General features: G+C 39.6%; 22 protein-coding genes. 3 read left to right on the forward strand and 19 right to left on the reverse strand.

Features of this window, described 5'->3' with window-relative positions; translation table 11 throughout:
• Positions 1–3 precede the first annotated feature (3 nt).
• The 5 genes from dltB (ACVC7R_RS08180) to dltB (ACVC7R_RS08200) all read right to left on the reverse strand — a co-directional run bounded on the left by dltB (ACVC7R_RS08180) (position 4) and on the right by dltB (ACVC7R_RS08200) (position 5770).
• A complete protein-coding gene (dltB, locus tag ACVC7R_RS08180; protein ID WP_447264298.1) occupies positions 4–1248 on the reverse strand; it encodes a D-alanyl-lipoteichoic acid biosynthesis protein DltB in 1245 nt (414 codons plus the stop codon).
• On the reverse strand, positions 1245–2795 hold the full coding sequence (gene dltA, locus ACVC7R_RS08185) for a D-alanine--poly(phosphoribitol) ligase subunit DltA (RefSeq protein ID WP_447264299.1): 1551 nt from the start codon (positions 2793–2795) through the stop codon (positions 1245–1247). The genes dltB (ACVC7R_RS08180) and dltA overlap by 4 nt, the downstream gene beginning before the upstream one ends.
• A 20-nt stretch (positions 2796–2815) precedes the next feature.
• Positions 2816–2947, reverse strand: coding sequence for a teichoic acid D-Ala incorporation-associated protein DltX (locus ACVC7R_RS08190; RefSeq protein WP_000813667.1), 132 nt, complete (start codon positions 2945–2947; stop codon positions 2816–2818).
• 450 nt (positions 2948–3397) lie between these two features.
• The gene (dltD, locus tag ACVC7R_RS08195) at positions 3398–4570 is read right to left on the reverse strand and encodes a D-alanyl-lipoteichoic acid biosynthesis protein DltD (RefSeq protein ID WP_447264300.1); all 1173 of its coding nucleotides are present in this window, start codon (positions 4568–4570) and stop codon (positions 3398–3400) included.
• A 45-nt stretch (positions 4571–4615) separates the two neighbouring features.
• The gene (gene dltB / locus ACVC7R_RS08200; RefSeq protein ID WP_447264301.1) at positions 4616–5770 is read right to left on the reverse strand and encodes a D-alanyl-lipoteichoic acid biosynthesis protein DltB; all 1155 of its coding nucleotides are present in this window, start codon (positions 5768–5770) and stop codon (positions 4616–4618) included.
• Between the two features lie 341 nt (positions 5771–6111).
• Here dltB (ACVC7R_RS08200) and hslO point away from each other — a divergent pair, with 341 nt between their 5' ends.
• Positions 6112–6984 (forward strand): Hsp33 family molecular chaperone HslO, encoded by an 873-nt coding sequence (gene hslO / locus ACVC7R_RS08205; RefSeq protein ID WP_447264302.1) that lies wholly within the window; start codon positions 6112–6114, stop codon positions 6982–6984.
• The gene (dusB, locus tag ACVC7R_RS08210; RefSeq protein ID WP_447264303.1) at positions 6971–7951 is read left to right on the forward strand and encodes a tRNA dihydrouridine synthase DusB; all 981 of its coding nucleotides are present in this window, start codon (positions 6971–6973) and stop codon (positions 7949–7951) included. The genes hslO and dusB overlap by 14 nt, the downstream gene beginning before the upstream one ends.
• 75 nt (positions 7952–8026) lie before the next feature.
• Here the strand turns inward: dusB and ACVC7R_RS08215 are convergent, their stop codons facing one another.
• Entirely contained in the window at positions 8027–8722 is a 696-nt protein-coding gene (locus tag ACVC7R_RS08215; protein WP_447264304.1) for a hypothetical protein, read from the reverse strand.
• A gap of 269 nt (positions 8723–8991) precedes the next feature.
• Between ACVC7R_RS08215 and ACVC7R_RS08220 the strand changes: the two genes are divergently transcribed.
• Positions 8992–9222 (forward strand): hypothetical protein, encoded by a 231-nt coding sequence (locus ACVC7R_RS08220; protein ID WP_447264305.1) that lies wholly within the window; start codon positions 8992–8994, stop codon positions 9220–9222.
• Between the two features lie 38 nt (positions 9223–9260).
• On the opposite strand, the gene ACVC7R_RS08225 is transcribed toward ACVC7R_RS08220, so the two are convergent.
• From ACVC7R_RS08225 to ACVC7R_RS08285, 13 genes are all read right to left on the reverse strand, one after another.
• Complete coding sequence (locus tag ACVC7R_RS08225) at positions 9261–10034, reverse strand: NUDIX domain-containing protein (RefSeq protein WP_447264306.1); 774 nt, start codon at positions 10032–10034, stop codon at positions 9261–9263.
• Between the two features lie 73 nt (positions 10035–10107).
• Positions 10108–12540: an ATP-dependent Clp protease ATP-binding subunit gene (locus ACVC7R_RS08230; protein WP_447264307.1), complete on the reverse strand. Its 2433-nt coding sequence runs from the start codon at positions 12538–12540 to the stop codon at positions 10108–10110.
• A 6-nt stretch (positions 12541–12546) separates the two neighbouring features.
• On the reverse strand, positions 12547–13005 hold the full coding sequence (locus tag ACVC7R_RS08235) for a CtsR family transcriptional regulator (RefSeq protein WP_447264308.1): 459 nt from the start codon (positions 13003–13005) through the stop codon (positions 12547–12549).
• 223 nt (positions 13006–13228) lie between these two features.
• A complete protein-coding gene (locus ACVC7R_RS08240; RefSeq protein WP_447264309.1) occupies positions 13229–13531 on the reverse strand; it encodes a DUF7675 family protein in 303 nt (100 codons plus the stop codon).
• Between the two features lie 27 nt (positions 13532–13558).
• Positions 13559–13798, reverse strand: a complete 240-nt coding sequence (locus tag ACVC7R_RS08245; RefSeq protein WP_036757984.1) for a hypothetical protein — start codon at positions 13796–13798, stop codon at positions 13559–13561.
• 44 nt (positions 13799–13842) lie between these two features.
• Positions 13843–14070, reverse strand: coding sequence for a hypothetical protein (locus ACVC7R_RS08250; protein WP_447264310.1), 228 nt, complete (start codon positions 14068–14070; stop codon positions 13843–13845).
• 22 nt (positions 14071–14092) lie between these two features.
• Positions 14093–14308 (reverse strand): hypothetical protein, encoded by a 216-nt coding sequence (locus ACVC7R_RS08255; RefSeq protein WP_447264311.1) that lies wholly within the window; start codon positions 14306–14308, stop codon positions 14093–14095.
• 103 nt (positions 14309–14411) lie between these two features.
• Positions 14412–15140, reverse strand: coding sequence for an ABC transporter ATP-binding protein (locus tag ACVC7R_RS08260; protein WP_447264312.1), 729 nt, complete (start codon positions 15138–15140; stop codon positions 14412–14414).
• A complete protein-coding gene (locus ACVC7R_RS08265) occupies positions 15140–16147 on the reverse strand; it encodes an ABC transporter substrate-binding protein (RefSeq protein ID WP_447264313.1) in 1008 nt (335 codons plus the stop codon). The genes ACVC7R_RS08260 and ACVC7R_RS08265 overlap by 1 nt, the downstream gene beginning before the upstream one ends.
• Positions 16148–16183: 36 nt before the next feature.
• Complete coding sequence (locus tag ACVC7R_RS08270) at positions 16184–16942, reverse strand: ABC transporter permease (protein WP_447264314.1); 759 nt, start codon at positions 16940–16942, stop codon at positions 16184–16186.
• Positions 16905–17195, reverse strand: a complete 291-nt coding sequence (locus ACVC7R_RS08275; protein ID WP_447264315.1) for a thiamine-binding protein — start codon at positions 17193–17195, stop codon at positions 16905–16907. The genes ACVC7R_RS08270 and ACVC7R_RS08275 overlap by 38 nt, the downstream gene beginning before the upstream one ends.
• A 444-nt stretch (positions 17196–17639) precedes the next feature.
• Entirely contained in the window at positions 17640–19172 is a 1533-nt protein-coding gene (gene cls / locus ACVC7R_RS08280; RefSeq protein ID WP_447264316.1) for a cardiolipin synthase, read from the reverse strand.
• A 171-nt stretch (positions 19173–19343) separates the two neighbouring features.
• On the reverse strand, positions 19344–20288 hold the full coding sequence (locus ACVC7R_RS08285; protein WP_447264317.1) for a 3-oxoacyl-[acyl-carrier-protein] synthase III C-terminal domain-containing protein: 945 nt from the start codon (positions 20286–20288) through the stop codon (positions 19344–19346).
• Positions 20289–20296 lie beyond the last annotated feature (8 nt).

Consider the following 20296-nt stretch of genomic DNA (forward strand, 5'->3'; position numbering starts at 1 on the left):
CTTTTATTTTTTAAACCATAAATCATTCAAAAATCCAGAGAAGATTAAGAATGAAACCATCACGACATGGAAGGTGATTACCATGCCAAGCAACTGAACCCAGCGATTCTCAGGCAAGGGAGCTTGCCCTGCTTTCTTTCGTTCCTTATTGAGTGTTTTTTTCTTACGAACCCAGGCATCATTAATGACCAGCCCAATCCCATGAAAAAGTCCGTAAGCGACGTAAAACCATGTTATCCCATGCCAGAATCCCATAAGGAGCATGTTCAGGATATAGGCAACACTTGAGGTCACATTCCGATTTTTAAAGACCTTCTTTCTGGTCAACACCATAACCATCCGCATAAAAACAAAGTCACGAAACCAGAAAGATAAACTCATATGCCAGCGATTCCAAAATTCTTTCAAATCCCTTGATAAGAAGGGTCTGTTGAAGTTGATCGGACTACGAATCCCCATCAGATTTGAAATAGCTATAGCAAACATGGAATAACCCGCAAAGTCAAAAAAGAGCTCCAAACCAAATGTGTACATGACAGCCAGCACATAATAATTAAAGACGCCCCCTTCCTGTAAAGCTAGATTCTTTAGAGGAGGTAACAAAATCTCACCTAAAAGATGAGCTAGGATAAATTTATACAGAAATCCCCACATGATATACCGAACGGACTCAGCTAACATATCCATCAACTCATCGCGCTCTGGAATCGTCTTGTAATTTTCATTAAAACGTTTGAAGCGATCAATTGGACCACTTGAAAATGTCGGCATAAAGAGGAGAAAACGCAAGTATTCTCTCATCTTCAATTCCTTAATGACTCCATCTCTGAGTTCGATAATGACTCCCACCGAACGAAAAGTCAGATAAGAAATTCCGATAAAGCCTAACAAGGACTGTGTTCCATTAATAGCTGGCTGTACCTTCACAAAGATGATAGGAAGCAAAGATAACAGACTAACGAGATAGAAAGTCCATTTCCCGTCTTTAGTTTTTCGATACTGCTTGTAAAAAAGAACCAATACAATTTGCCATATCAGATAAAACCCTAGGGCAGCCAATTGATTGGTCTTGCCACCCGTTAACATAGTGACGATAAAGAAGAGACTAACCAATATTTCATACCAGGCAAAGCGTTTTTTGAAAAAAAGACCGATAAAGATTGGCAAGGTAGCAGTAATCACGTACAAAAAGTACTGAGGATTCCCATACGGCTCAATATGAGGGAGCTGTTTCAGGAAATCCATCATCTATTGTTTACCTCGCTAATCAACCCTTTGATGTCGATTTTCCCGTTTGGAGTTAGCGGTAAACTATCACGGTAAAGGAATTTTGAAGGCATCATATAAGACATCATAATATCTTCCAAGTCTTCCTTGATGGCTTTCGTGATATCGATTTCGCGTTCAAATTGCTCTTTGACGCCATCTTTTAAGATGACATAGGCCAAAAGATTTTGAACCTTGTGATCCTTGTTGTAGCGTGGCACTGCAACAGCCGAGTCGATGTACTGAGATTTGTTCAAGTTTTGAGAAACATCTTCTAGTTCAATACGATAGCCGTTAAACTTGATCTGGAAGTCCATCCGACCACCATAGAGAAGAAGACCTTCGTCTGTCATGGTTCCAACATCTCCCGTATGGTAGGCTGGAAGTCCTTCAAATTCGAAGAAGGCTTCTGCTGTTTTCTCTGGATTATTCATATAACCTTTTGAAACAGCCGGTCCAGACACGATGATCTCTCCTTGCTCTCCATTTGGCAATTTGTTTCCTTCCTCATCAATGATGAAGGTTGGAGAATCTTCTTTAGTATAACCAATTGGCAAGCGTTTAAGAGTCGCTAGCATCTCATCTGTGATAGCAACTGCCGACAAAGCTACCGTCGCTTCTGTTGGACCGTAGGCGTTGATGATGCGCGCATTTGGGAAACGCTCGCGTAGTTTTTGAGCCGTTTTAACCGTTAACTCTTCCCCATCAAAGTAGAAATGGGTAATGCCTGGCATCTTTTCAGCATTGAAATCTTCAGACAACATGGCCATATCTGCAAAAGATGGCGTTGAAGTCCAGATAGCAATCGGAAGAGAAAAGATGGTCGCAAAGAGTTGTTTAAAGTCTTGCGTAATGGCTGATGGAAGGGCAAAAAGGGTCCCTCCAAGAGCTAAGGTCGGTGCCCAGTACATAACTGACAAGTCAAAGGAATAGGGTGGTTGCGCCAACATTTGCGGACGCTCTGGCGTCGCAAATTCCTTGTCCGTAATCATCCAGTTGGTGAAGCTGAGCAAGTTGTTGTGTGAAATTTGCACCCCTTTTGGTTTTCCAGTTGTCCCTGAGGTAAAGATGATGTAGTAGTTATCATCCCCCTTGACCGGATGTTGCAAATCATACGCATTCTGAGCCGCATAAGCTTCACGCACTTGCTCCAAGTTCAAGATTGGAGCAGCTGGGTTTTCAATTGGGAACTCATTGATGGCGATAATTAAGCTTGGCTCAGCCACTTCAACAATAGCAGACACGCGCTCCAAGGCAGAATGGCTGTCAATTGGAATATAGGCATGGCCAGACTTTGTCAGGGCCACAAAGGTTGCCAACATTTCATATTCTTGTCCACCAAAGACCACAACAGGTGACTTTTCAGGAAGTCCCATTTGGTCAATGTGAGCTGCTAAGCTATCTGAGTCTGCCTTCAATTGGCCATAGGTATGCTCTTCTCCCAAAATATTATAAACAGGATAAGTAGGTTGGGTCTGAGCAAAATGCTCAATGGTTTCAATCATATCTACGATTGGTTTATTTGACATAATAAGGATTCTCCTTCAAGTTAAAATTCATTATAAATAAAGCTTCCTTGACCCTGACCAAGATAGCTAAAGAAGTAAAGTAGCCCTAGAAAGATAAGAAAATACAAAGCTGTCCGACCAAGAAATAGGTACAATTCTTTTCTCTGTTTCATCAAGAAAACCATTCATTTCTGTAATTTTTCACTAAAATAAAATCAATTTCTTACTCATTTATTTTTCTGCTATTATACCACATTATAGACTATATTTTCAATTGTTTGCCGTCTATTTACACTAGGTTTCAACTACATTAAATTGTTCCGTATGATTCTTTCTAATGATAGTTTGAATGCTTTTCAGTATAGATTATATAAGGAACTACAACAAAGTAGGCTCCATACTAGCTATAGAAGATTTCTCCACTATAACTATTATAGAGCCTTATTTTGTGTCTCACTTTATCGGTGCAGTTCCAGTTATCTAGAGATTTTTATAGTCTGTAATCCTAGAATTCACTATAGATAAATTCTTGAATGTTCGAAAAATCAGTTACAAAACAATAAATCACAATGCTTAAGATAACCGTATAGAAAAATAGAGTCCACAAGATTAAACGGTGTGTATTAGTTAGCTTGGTTTGCAAATTTGTAAAGTTCTTTTTCAACTTCCATCCATCCTTTCACTCCAACGTGCATCACGTCAAATAAAAAGTAATCATCATACTCTCTGTTTCCATAGTTTAGTACCGTTGCACCATGGCTTTTTGCGACATCTTCTATTTTTTTGTAAGTTTTCTCTCGCATCTCTCTTGAGACACCTGTGTAATTGTTCCACTTCCCGTTTACTGGGAAAATAATGACTTCAACTTCAATGCCCAATTCTTTGGCAACTGTCAAGAAGAGTTCCATATCTGAATACTCTGGTGACTCCAGGTAGCTCAAGTCTTTGTTAGAATCTTTCAACGAAGCATAGCGGTCTCTCAAGTAGGTATTGTAGTAGTTATTATCAACAGCATAGTCATTGTTGTCTGTTCTCTTTTTAACCTCTTCTACAAACTGATTCGTCAGTTGCTCCCAATTGTAGTCCGGAGTTTTATCGCCTAGTGAAGGATAATCTAATTTGGCATGTTTTTGATAAAAAGTCTGTTTGAGCTTAAAGGAATACATCGCGTTATCAAACTCTAATAGTTTTTTATCAACAATGGTTCCTTTTCCATCTATGAAATAATTTTTGTATTTTTTGTAGATGTCATTTTGTTGCTTGTTCCCCTTGGTAATCTCAATAATACGATTGATTAGTTTTTCTTTCGTTTCCTTACTAATCTTGTCATTATCTAGCATGTAAAAAATATGTTCCTGAGAAGCCTTGTTCAAAAAGGCATCTTGATGAGTTCCATCCTTTTCAAACCACTGAACAGACTCTACTATAGCTACTTTTCGCTTACTCATAGATCCCTCAATCGAGCCCAAGGTCGTAGCCTGAATGATGTTTTGAGAATAACTAGTCCCAATCTGCATGATATTAAAATCGTCGTAGTTAAAAATTTTATTGGGATGATAGTCTTCATTTATCGTCGCAACCAACTCTGAGGAACCCATTAAAACCAGTGTATTAGGAGTAATATTGCTTGTCAGAATATCTCTACTTTTATACTTTTCATACGAGGTGCTATAACGAATACTATTATCCTTGACTTTATAATAATCATCAATCTTCTTGACATACGTCACATTTAAAAGAGCAAGCGTCGCAATTACGAGCACAAGCGATAGTAAAAATGCTTTTAGTTTAATCATCTCGTTTTATCCTATCCCTTCGATCCGTCCTCTCTTTTCCATTTCTTATCTCTTTAAAATCGTAATTAAGATTTTATAGGGTTCACCTGAAAAGATAAAGAAACCAATCATGACCAAATTCATGGTCACAAACCAACTCAGTAGTTTATACCAGTTTTTGTTTTTATTTTTCTTATAAAAATTACTTTTCTTTTGATACACTTCAAATCCAGCCATCAAGACACCATGATAAAAACCATAAACAATGTAGCTAACGCTAAGACCATGCCAAAACCCCATGACCAACATATTGACCATATAGGCATAGGTTGCATTGTGTAGCCTGTTTTTAAACCATTTTTTCCGGATAACCTGCATCAAAACTCTTGAAAACACAAAATCTCTCAACCAAGTCGACAAGGTGATATGCCATCTGGTCCAGAAATCCTTAATATCGACACTCAGGAAAGGTTTGTTAAAGTTCATGGGTGTCTGAATGCCTAGGATGTTACTACTTCCAACAGCCATTAGACTATAGCCTGCAAAGTCGAAGAATAGATACAAGGTATAGAGGTACATATATTTAATTGAGTAGACGACTGTACCCGAATTGCTTAGAGAGAGCAACATCTGATACACATAGGTTGACAAAACAACCTTATAAAGTAGGCCTAAAACGATACGATAAACACCATCTCCTGCCAACTCTAGATACTCTTTTCGAGGCATGACCTCGTTTATCTCTTTTAGGAATCTCCTGCTTCGATCAATTGGTCCTGCACTAACCGTAGGGAAAAAAAGTAAAAATTGCAGGTAGTCTTTTATGCTAATCTTTTCTTTGATCAAACCATCTGATATTTCTAGCATGATTTGAATGGTCTTAAAGGACATGTAAGAAATTCCAATAAAGGCCAACAAATGGAGAGAAGTCAGGGCAAAGACTTTATTAATCACCAAAGGAAGAATGGAAAGAAAAATCAGTGGTTTCAGTCGCTTTGCTTCTACCCTCTGTGCAAGAAATACTAGAAAATATTGGTAAACGATAAAGGCAAGTAAATAGACTATCATCGCTCGACTCTTGCCATAAATAGCTCCTGCAAATAAGAGGGAGAGCGCCAAAATATAGTAGTCCTTACGTTTCTCAAAAAAGTTTACCACAAAACCAATCAGTAAAACTACAAACAAGAGAAGGAAAAACTCATTCCCCTCAAAATAATTCATACCAGATGAACTCCTTTTTACTTTTTCTCATCTCACGGTTTATCTTTTTAGAATTAGCTCCTATCAGATCCCCAGGGCGAGTTAATTTTTTCTATTATATCATAATTTAAAAACTATAAAAATACCTCTATTATCTATTTAATTCCCTGAAAAGGTACAGATATCTCTTAGTACTAAATCCCAATGATGAGATATCATTAGTCACACAATAACTATAATTCAAAATCTAAAAGATCGATGAATGAACTAGTGAAGTATTCTGTCCTTTTGATTCAAGTAATCCTCAGAATCATCAAACACACCACTCCCCCTTTGGGCATTTTTATGCTAAAATAGTAGCTATGGATAAAATTATTAAAACAATATCAGAAAGTGGATCTTTTCGTGCTTTTGTTCTAGACAGCACGGAAACGGTCCGTACTGCTCAAGAAAAACATCAAACCCAAGCTAGTTCAACTGTAGCGCTTGGTCGTACTTTAATTGCCAGTCAAATTCTCGCTGCCAATGAAAAAGGAAATACCAAGCTAACTGTCAAGGTTCTTGGAACGAGCTCCCTCGGGGCCATTATCACCGTCGCCGATACCAAGGGGAACGTCAAAGGCTACGTTCAAAATCCTGGCGTTGACATCAAAAAGACTGCAACTGGCGAAGTTCTAGTAGGTCCTTTTGTCGGAAACGGTCAATTTCTAGTGATTACAGACTATGGCACTGGAAATCCCTATAATTCCATGACGCCTCTTATCTCTGGAGAAATCGGTGAAGACCTAGCTTTCTATCTTACAGAAAGTCAACAAACCCCTTCAGCTGTAGGGCTTAATGTCCTTTTAGACGAAGACGATAAGGTCGAAGTTGCAGGTGGTTTCTTGCTCCAAGTTTTACCAGGAGCAAAGGAAGAAGAAATTGCTCGTTTTGAAAAACGCATCCAGGAAATGCCTCCTATCTCTACACTTCTGGAAAGCGATGACCACATCGAAGCTCTTCTCAAAGCTATCTACGGCGATGAATCCTACAAACGTCTGTCCGAAGAAGAAATTCGTTTCCAATGTGACTGTAGTAAAGAACGCTTCATGGATGCTCTTTCTAGCCTTCCAGTTTCCGATCTTCAGGAAATGAAGGAGGAAGACCACGGGGCGGAAATCACTTGTCAATTCTGCCAAACGACTTATAACTTTGATGAAAACGACCTGGAGGAACTCATTCGTGACAAATCTTAATACACCTTTTATGATTGGTAATGTTGAGATTCCCAATCGTACCGTTTTAGCGCCCATGGCAGGAGTAACCAACTCAGCCTTTCGTACTATCGCAAAAGAACTTGGCGCAGGCCTCGTTGTTATGGAAATGGTCTCTGACAAAGGTATCCAGTACAACAACGAAAAAACCCTTCATATGCTTCATATTGATGAAGGAGAAAATCCAGTTTCTATCCAACTCTTTGGTAGTGACGAAGATAGTCTGGCTCGCGCAGCAGAATTTATCCAAGAAAATACCAAGACCGATATCGTAGATATCAACATGGGTTGCCCTGTTAACAAAATCGTGAAGAACGAAGCCGGTGCCATGTGGCTCAAGGATCCTGATAAGATTTACTCTATTATTAACAAAGTTCAATCAGTCCTTGATATCCCTCTCACTGTCAAAATGCGTACAGGCTGGTCTGACCCATCCCTAGCAGTTGAGAATGCCCTCGCAGCTGAAGCTGCAGGTGTCTCTGCCCTTGCCATGCATGGTCGTACACGTGAGCAAATGTACACTGGTCACGCTGACCTAGAGACCCTTCATAAGGTTGCGCAAGCTCTAACCAAGATTCCATTTATCGCTAACGGTGACATCCGCACTGTCCAAGAAGCTAAACAGCGTATCGAAGAAGTCGGTGCTGACGCCGTTATGATTGGACGCGCAGCTATGGGAAATCCTTACCTCTTTAATCAAATCAATCACTACTTTGAAACAGGAGAAATCCTGCCTGATTTGACCTTCGAAGACAAGATGAACATCGCCTACGAGCACTTGAAACGCTTGATTGATCTCAAGGGAGAAAAGGTTGCTGTCCGTGAATTCCGTGGCCTAGCTCCTCACTATCTCCGTGGAACATCTGGCGCCGCTAAACTCCGGGGAGCCATTTCACAAGCAAGTACTCTGGCAGAGATTGAAGCACTCTTGCAGTTAGAGAAGGTATAAAAGACTACAAAAACCCGTAACTTCAACTGAGTTACGGGTTTGCATTTGTTTTGAGAAAAGTTTTATCGCCAGATTCTATGGTTGAATCAAGACAACACTAGAAACTGTTCCATCTGCTCCTGTTGTAATTTGGATGATTTTTCCACCACCAATTTTGGCATTATATTTACCATCATCAAGAGTATAGGCATAGCCTTGGATAGAATAGTTTTCTTTCTTGCCATCAACAGATTCTACTGTAAATTGACCTCCTGATGAGACAGTGATAGTCTCGCCATTGGCACCCTTCCAGCTTCCTGCTGCTGCTGAAAAATCACCATCGACCATGGTTAAAACGCCTTTGTAACGTTTGTTGTGTTCTGCTTGCTGATCTTGTAATTTGCGGTCAGTAGTCGGGTCATACGTTGACTGACTCGCTTGATTAGATTGATTTTGTGAAGCTTGCTGATTAGAAGATGGTTGAGATGGAGTTTCCTGTTGCTGAGGAGCTTGGGGAGTTGGTGCAGCTTGGTTGGATTCTTGACTCTGAGTTGTAGGACTTGAAGCTTGTTCAGAGGAAGCTTTAGCTTTTTCTGAAGTAGTGGTGCTTGTTGAAGCTTGAGTTTTACTTTCTTTGTTTGAAGAACTTGCCTTTGAACTTGACGTGGTTTGTGTTGTTTTATTTGCATTGTCGTTTTTAGCTTCTTCTTTTTTATTGCCGCATGCTCCTAAAAGCAAAGTTGAAGCCAATACGGCTACTGCTAGTAAACGAATTGAATGTTTTGTTTTCATGATGCGCCTCCTGTGTAATCTTTTTGAAATGTTGTGAAATACTTATGTAATGTTATTGTAATATTTGTTTTAGGGTTTGTCAACTATTTATATATGGTTTTGGTTTTTATTTGTTCTTTTTAATCCTCCTATCTCTATTATTCGTTAAAAATTTAAAAAACAGGAAATTTTTCCTACTAAAAATACTATATTTTACAAGTGTAATCGCTTGCATTTTTTTCTTGAAGGGCTATAATAAAATTGAAATAGAATATTGGAGGTATAGGTTTATGTCAAAGAAATATTACAAATATCTTCCTTGGTTGATTATTGGTGCTTTCTCTTCTTATGGGGTTGCTACTCATTACGCTCAAACAACATTTGATTTGTTCTACCTAACTGCCATTTTCATGATTGTCTACGTGGCTCTAATGTACTTACACGAACATTATTTAAAATATAAATACAAAGATTTATTCATTCGAATCATGAGCAATTCTAATAAAGATAAACATCCTTAAACAAAAAGAGGTCGGGACAAAATCCCGACCTCACTTTTTTATTTTAATCGATAAATAGTGATAACTTCCTTCTGAGGAATCCGTTTAAATCCAACTTCCTCTAAGCTGTCTCCATATTTCGATAAGAAACTATCACTTGTACAGGATTTCTCTGGGCATAGAGTCTCAATGAGGGCTAACCCATCATCCACTGTGAACTCATCCTCTAGTAGATAAAGGAAACGAGGGTCATAGTCGATAGCTTTTTGAATCTTCTGGATGGATGTTTGAATAATGGATAAGTGGTCAAATGCAAAGTCCTTCTCTTCCAGTTCTTTGCCATCCAAATAACACTTACCTGTATGAAAATCAACATCAACAAGAAGGACTTCCTTGGCATCATCTCCTGCCTTAGCCAGGTCAAACGCTCGACCAGGTAGGTAAACCAAGTGGGCAATAGTAACTGTCCACCCTCTGGGATCACGGCCAGGAGTCGATACTGTCACAAGTTGTTCAATCTTTTCCAGTGGAAGTTCAAGATTAATTTCTTCTTTTACCTCACGTTGACAAGCATGGGCAGCATCTTCCCCTTTATCCATAAATCCACCAACTAGCGCTAAACAATTTTGAAAAGGATGTGCCTTCCGACGAATCAGAAAGAGCTTCATTTTCCCTTCTACAAAGCAATAGGCTACCATATCCACAGTCACACTTGGCTTTTCATACTGAGGGAGTTCTTGCTGGTGATACCAGTCTAAAAATTCAGCTTGACTAGCGTGAACTTCAAAGTACTCTTTTTCTGTCATCCCGGTTGGAATTGTCTGATTCATCATCTTCTACTTCCTTTCTGCAATTGATGGCAATAAAGAGGGCGGATCTACAAATTATAGATTCATAGTTCTTGTTTTATACAATGTCGAATTTCAATTGACCTGCTTTGACACCAATTTTAAGTGTCTTACCTTCTTTCAGTTCACCTGTAAGAAGGAGCTCTGCAAGTTTGTCTTCTACTTCTGTTTGCAGAGTTCTGCGCAGTGGGCGAGCTCCCATCTCTGGATCATAACCCTTTTGAGCTAGAAGTTTAAGGGCAGAAGCTTGAAGTTTCAAGTCAATTCCTTTTTCTGCGAGGCTTGCAATCAATGGTTTGACCATAATCTTAACCACTTCTTGCATATCTTGACTTGATAGGCTATGGAAGACAACTTTTTCATCAATACGGTTGATGAACTCTGGACGGTAAGCCTTTTTCAACTCTTCAAACATCCGTTTTTCCATATTTTCCTGGTCAAAACGAATATCCTTGGCTCCAAAGCCGACTGTCTTGTCATCACGAAGAGCTGTCGCACCTAGGTTTGAAGTCATGATGATAATGGTATTGGAGAAATCAACCTTGCGACCTTTACTGTCTGTCAGAACCCCATCGTCCAAGACCTGCAAGAGAACATTAAAGATATCTGGGTGGGCCTTTTCTACCTCGTCAAAGAGCAAGACAGAGTATGGTTTGTTACGAACCTTCTCGGTCAACTCCCCACCTTCTTCGTAACCTACATAACCTGGAGGAGCTCCATTGAGGCGACTAGCCGCAAATTTCTCCATGTATTCACTCATGTCAAAGCGGATAAGAGCAGATTCATCATCAAAAAGAACTTCTGCCAAAGCCTTGGCTAGTTCAGTTTTACCAACACCTGTCGGTCCTAGGAACATAAAGGAACCAATTGGACGTTTGTTATTACGAATACCAGATTGATTTCGACGAATGGCACGACTGATACTTGATACCGCTTGTTCCTGCCCGATAACACGTTTATGCAGTTCAGCTTCAAGATTGAGATACTTCTTGGCATCCGTTTGTGTCAATTTTTGAACTGGAATACCTGACAAGCGACTCAAGGTGGTCAAAATGTCTGATTCTGTCACCAAATCTTTATAGACTGGAACTTCCTGCTCTTTTGCAATGAGTTGAGTAGCTTGCTTCCATTTGCCATCCATCAAGGCCTTATCTGCAGCTGTTAAGCCTGACTCATCTTTTTTAGCGTGTTTCGACTGATTTTGAACAGTTGCTGCTGCTTCATCCAAAAGATCAATCGCTGAGTCTGGCAAGTGACGACTAGTCAAATAGCGATGGGCCATTTTGACAGCTGTTTCTACTGCTTCATCTGTAATTTGAACATGGTGGTGTTTCTCATAAGTTGCTTTCAAGCCCTGCAAAATAGCCATACTATCAGCCACGCTCGGCTCTTCAATCATCACTTTTGCAAAGCGACGAGACAGGGCAGCATCTTTTTCGATGTGTTTTTGGTATTCTTCCTGAGTAGTCGCTCCGACAGTTCTCAGAGTTCCACGTGCCAAGGCAGGTTTCAGAATATTGGCCGCATCCAAGGTCGAATCAATCCCACTTCCAGACCCCATAATAGTATGAAGCTCATCGATAAAGAGGATCACCTTGCCGTCTTCCTCAATATCTTTGATGATATTGTTCATACGTTCCTCAAAGTCTCCACGGAAACGAGTTCCCGCAACCACATTCATCAAATCAAGCTCTAATACTCGCATCTTAGCCATTTCATCAGGTACATTTCCGTTGGCAATACGTTGCGCAAGGCCAAGTGCCAGAGCTGTTTTACCGACACCTGCATCTCCAACTAGAACTGGATTGTTTTTTGTTTTTCGACTCAAGATTTGAATCATACGAGAGATTTCTTGGTCACGGCCGATGACTGGCTCTAATTTCCCTGAACGGGCTTGTTCTGTAAGATCATGAGTGTAATCTTCCAAACCACCACTTGGAGTTTGAGGCATCCCCATCATATTTGCCATAGAATTTTGCTTATCTGCAACTGAGCGATGGCGCTGACGAAGAGCCTTTAAATCTTCTTTTGTCCAACCAGCACGCGCCTCAAGACTACGACGAAGCCCAGCAATCTTGACTTGGTCCTTCTGGTCTTCATAGGAGAAACCTGCTTTTTCTAGAATGCGAGTTGCTAGGGCATTACCATCATGCAAGATAGCGTAAAGAAGGTGCTCAGTACCCAATGCTTTGGCATGAACAACTGAAGCAATATGTTCCGCTTCTAATAGTAAGACATTTAAGCGATATGAGAAGGGAAGTTCCTGGTAATCTTCCTTGTGGTTATAGTTTGCCTCTGTTAATTCTACAGCGACTTCCTCTAAACGATCAATCTCATAAGGGAATTCGTTGAGAGTTGCTCCGGCAACACTGTAGCTATGATTGGCCATGGCAATCAGTAGGTGCCATGACTCTAGGTAGTCTGCACCAAAGCGACTCGCTACCAGAAAGGCGCTATCGATACATTCTCTCAATGCTTTTGAATATTTCATGTAGTTTTATTTTCCTTTTCTATCTACTTCATGCAACAACTGACGAAGCATATTGGCACGAATATGATCAGCTTCCTCACCTAGAATTCGGTCTGTCCCCGTAGCTAATAATAGATTCATCTCTTGGCGAGTCAAGAGTTCTTGTTCGACTAAGAGTCTTAAGACATCTTCAAAGAATACTTGGTTAACCTCATCATCCACAGAATACAACAAATCACGCAGCATATCATGATGGTTCGAGAATTCAATTCGACCAATGCGAATATAGCCCCCACCACCTCGTTTACTCTCAACTAGATATCCTCTACTCTCTGTAAAACGAGTCTTAATCACATAGTTAATCTGGCTAGGTACAACTTGAAAGGTATCCGCTAGCTGGCTTCGTTGCAATTCTACGATGCCAGATTGTTCTAAAATTGCCTTGATATAGGCTTCAATATGGTCCGATGTATTTTTAAATTTCATAGCTTGCTACCTCCTTCTTCAACTTTGACCATCTTTGACTATACTATCATTTAAGACTCTATAAGTCAAATTTTTAGGGCTAAGACCTTGAAAATACTGATTTTCTTAACAATACAATGGAATTAAGACACCTTGGTTTTTCTTTACAGTTCCTTAAAAAGTCCACAAAAAGAGCCCTAAAAAGGGCCTTGAAAGCAAAAAATTCCCAATCGAAACAAATAGTTCACAACTTTCTATCCGAGAAATAATCACTCCAAAACGGATTTTCTCTATCAAAAATTCTTACTTCTTCTTCCGTCATATTGTGAGGATAGTCAAGAAAAAGGTTATACATTTTTTTCTGATCAAAGCTGAACAGAAACTCTCCTTTAACATCTATCTTATCAATCCACCAAACTTTTGATGTCTCAGATTCTTTATAAAAATCACTGTAACCTTCTAGGTTAGACTCTAAAATAAGAACTTCATCCAGTGCATCGGATGAACTTGGTTTATCGCATTCCATTAAGTCGTTATTTAACATCATTTAATCACTTTTTGTTATCTCTTAAAATTACCACCAGGTAAATGATTTCTCGCTTGGTAATTCTCCTCTATCCCACATCTGCTTCACCGCTCCACGAGCCTTGTTTGCATAATAGGGTGCCCCAAGTTCTTTATCATAATTTGACTCGATAGCAACTGTAACTTCACCAGTTTGCTCATCAATCTCAATCAAACCTGGGTCACGATTTTCTGGAATGTACCAATATCCTAAAATACTAGAATTGAAAATTTTAATTAGTTTCAACATTGCTTTTTCCTATATACTATATTTTCCAAAGAAGTTCAAGTCATTTAGTACCACACAACTTGCCCTGATTCTTTCAAGCTGCCGTCTTCATTTTTTAGATTTATAATACATTTTGACATATAATCAAAACCATATTTTGAGGGATCATTTCGCTTTAGCTCACGGGTAGAAGGATTAAATTCAAAAATCTCCCTTCTGCTCTCATCACCTTCAGGAAAAATCTCGTAACGATAAAAACCATTCACAACTTCAATCAAATTAAATTTTACCATTATTTTCTCTGTCCAATATAAATTATATTTTTATTTGCTGGAAAATATCATCCCATATATCCACTAAGCTTTTCCCGTCAAAAACTTTAGCTTCCATTGCTTGATCAATTGTATCAAACTGATGACCTTCATAATCATAACCAGCTACACAAATGCTGGATAAGAAACAAGCACCTCGGCCATTAACATTGAATTCCAGATCTGTGTCTAAATACTTTTTAATTTCTTCTTTTTTCATCACATCACCATACGTCAATTATATCACTTTTTATCTATCAGGATTTCCATTTATAGACAAAAAAGAGCTGGCAAAGAATAAACTTCACCAACTCTCTTCATTTCTAATTATTTAAGCCCAATTCCGCTAAAATCTGGCGTTTATAAGCAATTTTTTGAACTTCCTTGTCTTCGCCTTCAGACCAGTCGAGTTTGATTTCAGAAACAATCTGACCAGGGCGATTTTTCAAGATATAGATGCGATCACTGAGATTAAGGGCCTCTTCGATACTATGCGTAATGATGAGTGTCGTCAACTCCAGCTGTTTGTGAATCTCCAGATACCAAGCATGAAGTTCCATCTTAGTCATCTCATCCAAAGCGCTAAAGGCCTCGTCTAGAAGAAAGAGCTTATGCCCGAAAAGATAGGTACGAAGTAGAGCAACACGCTGACGCATCCCACCACTGAGTTCATGAGGGTACTTATCCCTTACACCCGTCAACTGAAAGGTAGCAAGAATTTCATCTGCTTTGGCAATGGCTTCTGCCTTGTCCACCTTTTGGATCAAGAGGGGCAAAATGATATTGCCAAGGACAGTCTTGTGTTCCAAAAGTAAATCCTTTTGTAGCATATAGCTCACGCGCCCCTTGGGATTTTCCTCGCCATCAAGCACAATTCTACCTGACTGGACTTCTAAAATGCCTGCAATCAGGTTAAAGAGGGTAGTCTTTCCTACACCACTGGGGCCTAGGATAGAGACCACTTCACCTGAAGTTACCTGTAGGTTAATATCCTCTAAAATCTTTTCATTGTCGTAGGCATAGCTTACGTGTTCTAGTCTAATTTCTGTCATTATTTTACAAATTCGTTGGTAAATCCTTTATCAGTCAAGTCTTCCTTGAGGATTCCATTTTCTTTATCCCATTTGTAGAAGGCATTCCAGCGATCAGCATCAAATTGTCCCCATTTGTCCTTGTCGCTAGCATATTCTTTTGACAAGTATTTTTGAGATTCGATGACAAAATCACGTTTTTCATTGAGTTCAGGGGCATTCTTGATCAAGATATCAGCCGCTTCTTCTGGGTGATCCATAGCGTATTGGTAACCTTTTTTAATAGCTTGGATGACTTTACGAGCTTCTTCCTTATTATCTTTCAAATAATCATTGTTAGCGATGATAACTGGTGAGTAGTAGTCAAACTCTTTGACGTAGTCTTTCAAATACATGAAGTTGGCATCCACACCTTGAGATTTAGCAAGAATACCGTCCCAACCATAATAAATCCAAGCAGCGTCAAAAACTCCATTGGCAATCGGTGTGATCGAGTTCGAGTCGTTGTTTGGTACTTTTTCAACCTTCTCAAAGTCTCCACCTTGAGATTCTACCAAGGTTTTCAACATAGCAAGCTCAGTTGGGTCATTCCAGGTTCCGTATTTCTTCCCTACCAAGTCTTTAGGGCTAGTTACATTATCAGATTTACGAGAGATGATCCCTGATGTATTGTGCTCAACGATCGCTGCAACGGCAGTAATGCCTGCCCCTTTTTCCAATTTCTTAGCCATGTAGTCCTGGAAATAGATAGCAAATGGTGCCTTGCCATTGATAACCAAGTCAGATGAACTTTCTTCTGGTGGCAATTTCAAATCAACATCTACTCCTGCTTCCTTGAAATATCCTTTTTCTTTGGCTACATAAAGACCTGTATGGTTGGTATTTGGTGTCCAGTCTAGGATAAAGTCAATCTTCTTTAGTTCTGCTTCTTTGTTGTCCTTAGAAGCAGTTCCTTGGCCACAAGCCACAAGCACGACAGCTAGAAGAGCTGTTCCAATCGTTAAAAACACTTTCCATGTTTTCTTCATTTTTATTTCCTCTTTTCTTTTTCAAAACGCTCTATTTTAAGTACGTTTCCATTTAATCACATATTTTTCACTGATATCGACCAGCTTCATACCTAGAAGACTGATCAGTGATACCAGAATAATAATCGCGAACATAGTGTCATACTGAAACAGTTTCTTTGACTGAATCATGTAGACACCTAGACCTTCAAAGCCTCCCAACCACTCAGATACCACTGTTGTGATAAAGGCATAGGAGACACTGACCCTCAGACCTGCATAAAAGTAGGGCAGGCTGACAGGGATTTTAAAATGCCAGAGAATTTGCCAAGGATTCGCCCGCATCAAACTAAACAAGGTCAGCATATCCTTGTCACAATGCCTAAAACCATCCAATATACTAACGATGATAGGAAAAGTAGTCGTCAAGATGATCAAGACAATCTTTGGCAGAATCCCATAACCCAACCATAAAACCAGAATAGGAGCTATGGCAATGGTCGGGATAGTCTGAACAACCACCATCATGGGGTAAATCAAGTCATTGAGCCAACTCAAACTATCCATAAGGACGGCCATAATACAGGCTATCAAAACACCCAAGACCAAACCTAACAAGGCTACTCTCAAGGTTGCCCAACTATGATACCAAAGAAATTCTCTGTCACGAACAAAAGACTGGAGGATTTCAAGTGGTGTTGGCAGGATAAACTTTGGTAAGAGTTTTAAGAATCCGGCGACTTGCCAAACGGATAAGACACCCAAAAATCCTAGTAGGCTAATATGCCGTCTCACTATACTTTTCAAGTTTCTCATCGATGCTTAAAATCTCTCCTACATTTATTTTCACATTGGCAAAAATATTGTCTGCTCCCTGACCAGCTACCTCCAAGGCTTCTTTAAGAATGCTCATGAGTTCATCAAACTCCCCCTCTAAAACTGTTTCAAAGGGTGTCACCACCATGGTCACTCCCTGAGTTTGTAGATAAGCAATGACCTTATCGATTACTGAAATTCGGTCAATCCCCTGTGACAAGGGCAAGACTTGTAAAGCAATGCTTGCCTTCATTAAAACCTCCTTCTAATTTGCGGTTCTTCTTTCTAGTAAAAGAAAAAACCTTCTTCATATATGAAAAAGGTGCAAAATTAGGCCAAGTATTCGTTCCCTACGCTGGCATTACCCAGATCAGGTGCGGTCGAAGTTTAACACTTCCTCTCAGACTGTACACAGACTCCCATATATTATATGGAATATGATAACGTAAAAAAAATAAGATGTCAAGGAAACTGCTTACAGAAAAGAGAGTGGGACAGAAATCGGTAATTCGTTAGAATTCGATTTCGTCGTCCCACCTCCGCACAGTTGAGTAGGGCTGTAAAAGCTGATGAAATCAGCGTAGTAAAGCCCACTCAACCACTGCGTCTTGTGCTCGACAATCCAAAGAAAATTGAGAGGCTAGGACTTTTGTCCCAACCTCTCCTCTAATCATCTATTCTCAGTTAATTCTTTCAATTAAAGCATAGGTGCAAATAACTGCGTGACTTCTTTAATCATCATTTGATACCAAGTAGGATTTATGGTATCTGAGAAAATTTCTTGTGACACTTCAAAAATATCTTCAAAATCTTTGCGAATATCTGCTATTGACTCTGTTTTGTAAAGCAATACTGCATTTTCATAGTGGTGAACCAAACTACGATAATCCAAGTTAATAGTCCCGACAGCCGCAAATCGATCATCAACAATCATTTGCTTACTATGAATAAAACCGGGTGTGTATTCAAAAATACGAACACCAGCTGATAGAAGATCTGGATAAGCACCTCGTGTTACAAGTTGAATGATCTTCTTGTCAGGAACATAGGGTGTGACTATTCTCACATCTACGCCTCGCATAGCCGCATTTTTGATATCCTCTGTCAAATCATAATCGATAATGAGATAAGGCGTTGTAATATAGACAAAATCCTCCGCTTGATTAATCAGATTTTGATAGACATTTTTACCCACCTTCATCTGGTAAATCGGTTTTGGTCCACTGCCATATGGGATACAAAGACCGCTACCAGATCGTGTCTGATTTTCCAAATGATACTGATCAAAGTCACTAATTTCCCCACGGTTGATGTACCAGTTCATGAGAAATAGTCTGGTAAATGCTTGAGTCGCCGGACCATCAATCCGAATCCCACTATCTTTCCAGTGTCCAAAACGTTCAATATGATTGATATATTCATCTGCAAGGTTGATTCCCCCAGTATAGGAAATTTGTCCATCAATGACCAAGATTTTCCGGTGGTCACGGTTATTATAGGCTACTGTCATACGAGGAATCACCTTATTAAATTTATGAGCATCAATCCCTTTAGAACGCAAATAAACAGTATAATCCCCAGGCAAAGTCACCATACAACCGATGTCGTCATAGAGCATCTTGACCTCGACTCCCTGAGCTGCCTTTTCTTCCAGAACTCCGAGTATGCTATCCCACATCAAACCTTCATCGACAATGTAGTATTCTAGAAAAATAAACTTTTCTGCTCTTTTAAGATCCTCCAGCATCTGTTGCCACATTTCCTCACCACTTGCGAAAAATTGTGAATCTGTCTGGTCATAGACTTCTGCATTACTATCCATATGTAGCAAGGCATTGATAATCCCATAGGCAGGCTTATCTGTTTCCTGTAACTGCAGATGGAGTTGGTGCCCATTATTCTCATGAAATGCAATAGAATTCAATTCCTGGAGTTGTTTCAGTTCTTTTTTTGATAGTCTTCTCTCACCGAACATGAGATAAAGCAGTGGACCAAACACCGGTACAAAAGTCACAATCAACCAAGTCACTTTGCTTTCAGGTGACATCGAACGATTGACAATCGCTATAACGGTTGCTACGCTGATCAAAAATACAAGAGTCACCCAAATAATCGGAGCAATCTGACTCATGTAAAGAATAATTCCGAAAATAAGAACTAATTCTATCAGGATAATCGCAATACTAAAGCCATACTTGGACATTAATAAGCGAAATTTTCTTATTCCCATATCTCCCTCTCAATTTCTATGTATACTCCCTAATATACTGTCTGAAAACGCTTGTTACCTTCTAGTATACTTAGTTTCATAAAACTTATCAAGTTTTTTCTGTATAGACCGATGGTTCTATCTATAAAATCAATTAAAAGAGCAGGCCTCGTATCTGAGCCTGCTCTCATTTTATAATTTCAAAGCCAACATATTGACCGTCATACCAGCTGCAGTTCCCATCAAGAAAATGGTATCTCCTTCTTTGACATAGCCATGATCAAGTGCATAGGCTAACCCAAAAGGTACCGCAACTGAAACCATATTCCCATAGTCAGTAACGAGATTCAGGTACTTATCTTCAGCTACTCCCAGTTTTCCCATAACCAAAGGAAGAGCACGACTAGCTTGGTGTGGAATAATATAGTCTACAGCATCTTTAGAAATCCCTGATTTTTCTTGGAATTCTTGGAACATTTCTGGAATGACACGAGCAGAAAGTAAGAGGATTTTTTTACCTTTCATGTCAAACATGAAATTTGTCTTAGTCGCTTCAGAGTATTCTTTTGGTTGATAAGAAGTCAAACCTCCACGAATCTCTGTGTCGTGAGCCCCCTCTGACCAAGTGCGTTGGAGACTAGCGATAACTCCTTTGTCCTGATTACTTTTTTGGAAAATAAAGGCTGCTGCCCCGTCACTAAAGAGTTCAAAACTTTCTTTTTGCTTTGGATTAAGCCCCAGGCTACCAACTTCACTAGATACAATTAAAACGCGACCATATTCTCCTGCTTCAATCAAATGGGACATGGTTGATAGAGCAGAGATAAAACTTGTACAAGTCGTATTGATATCCATAGCTGGGATAGAGAGCCCCTTTGCCACACGTTCATGAATCAAAGCTGCCGTACAAGGAATAGGCTGAACACCAACCGCACTAGCTGACACAAGGCAATCAATGTCTTTCATATTCAAATTTGCATTTTCAAGTGCAGCTTGGATAGCCGCTTCTGCTAAATCTAGTTGCGTTTCTTCATTTTCAACCACACGATGACGAGTCTGGTCTTTAAATTGCACTGTATTTTTTGGAAGGCAGACTCCATAGCCTGCGATTTCTACATGTCTTTTTACTTCTGTCATAACTTTTT

Source organism: Streptococcus sp. Z554, assembly GCF_053010305.1.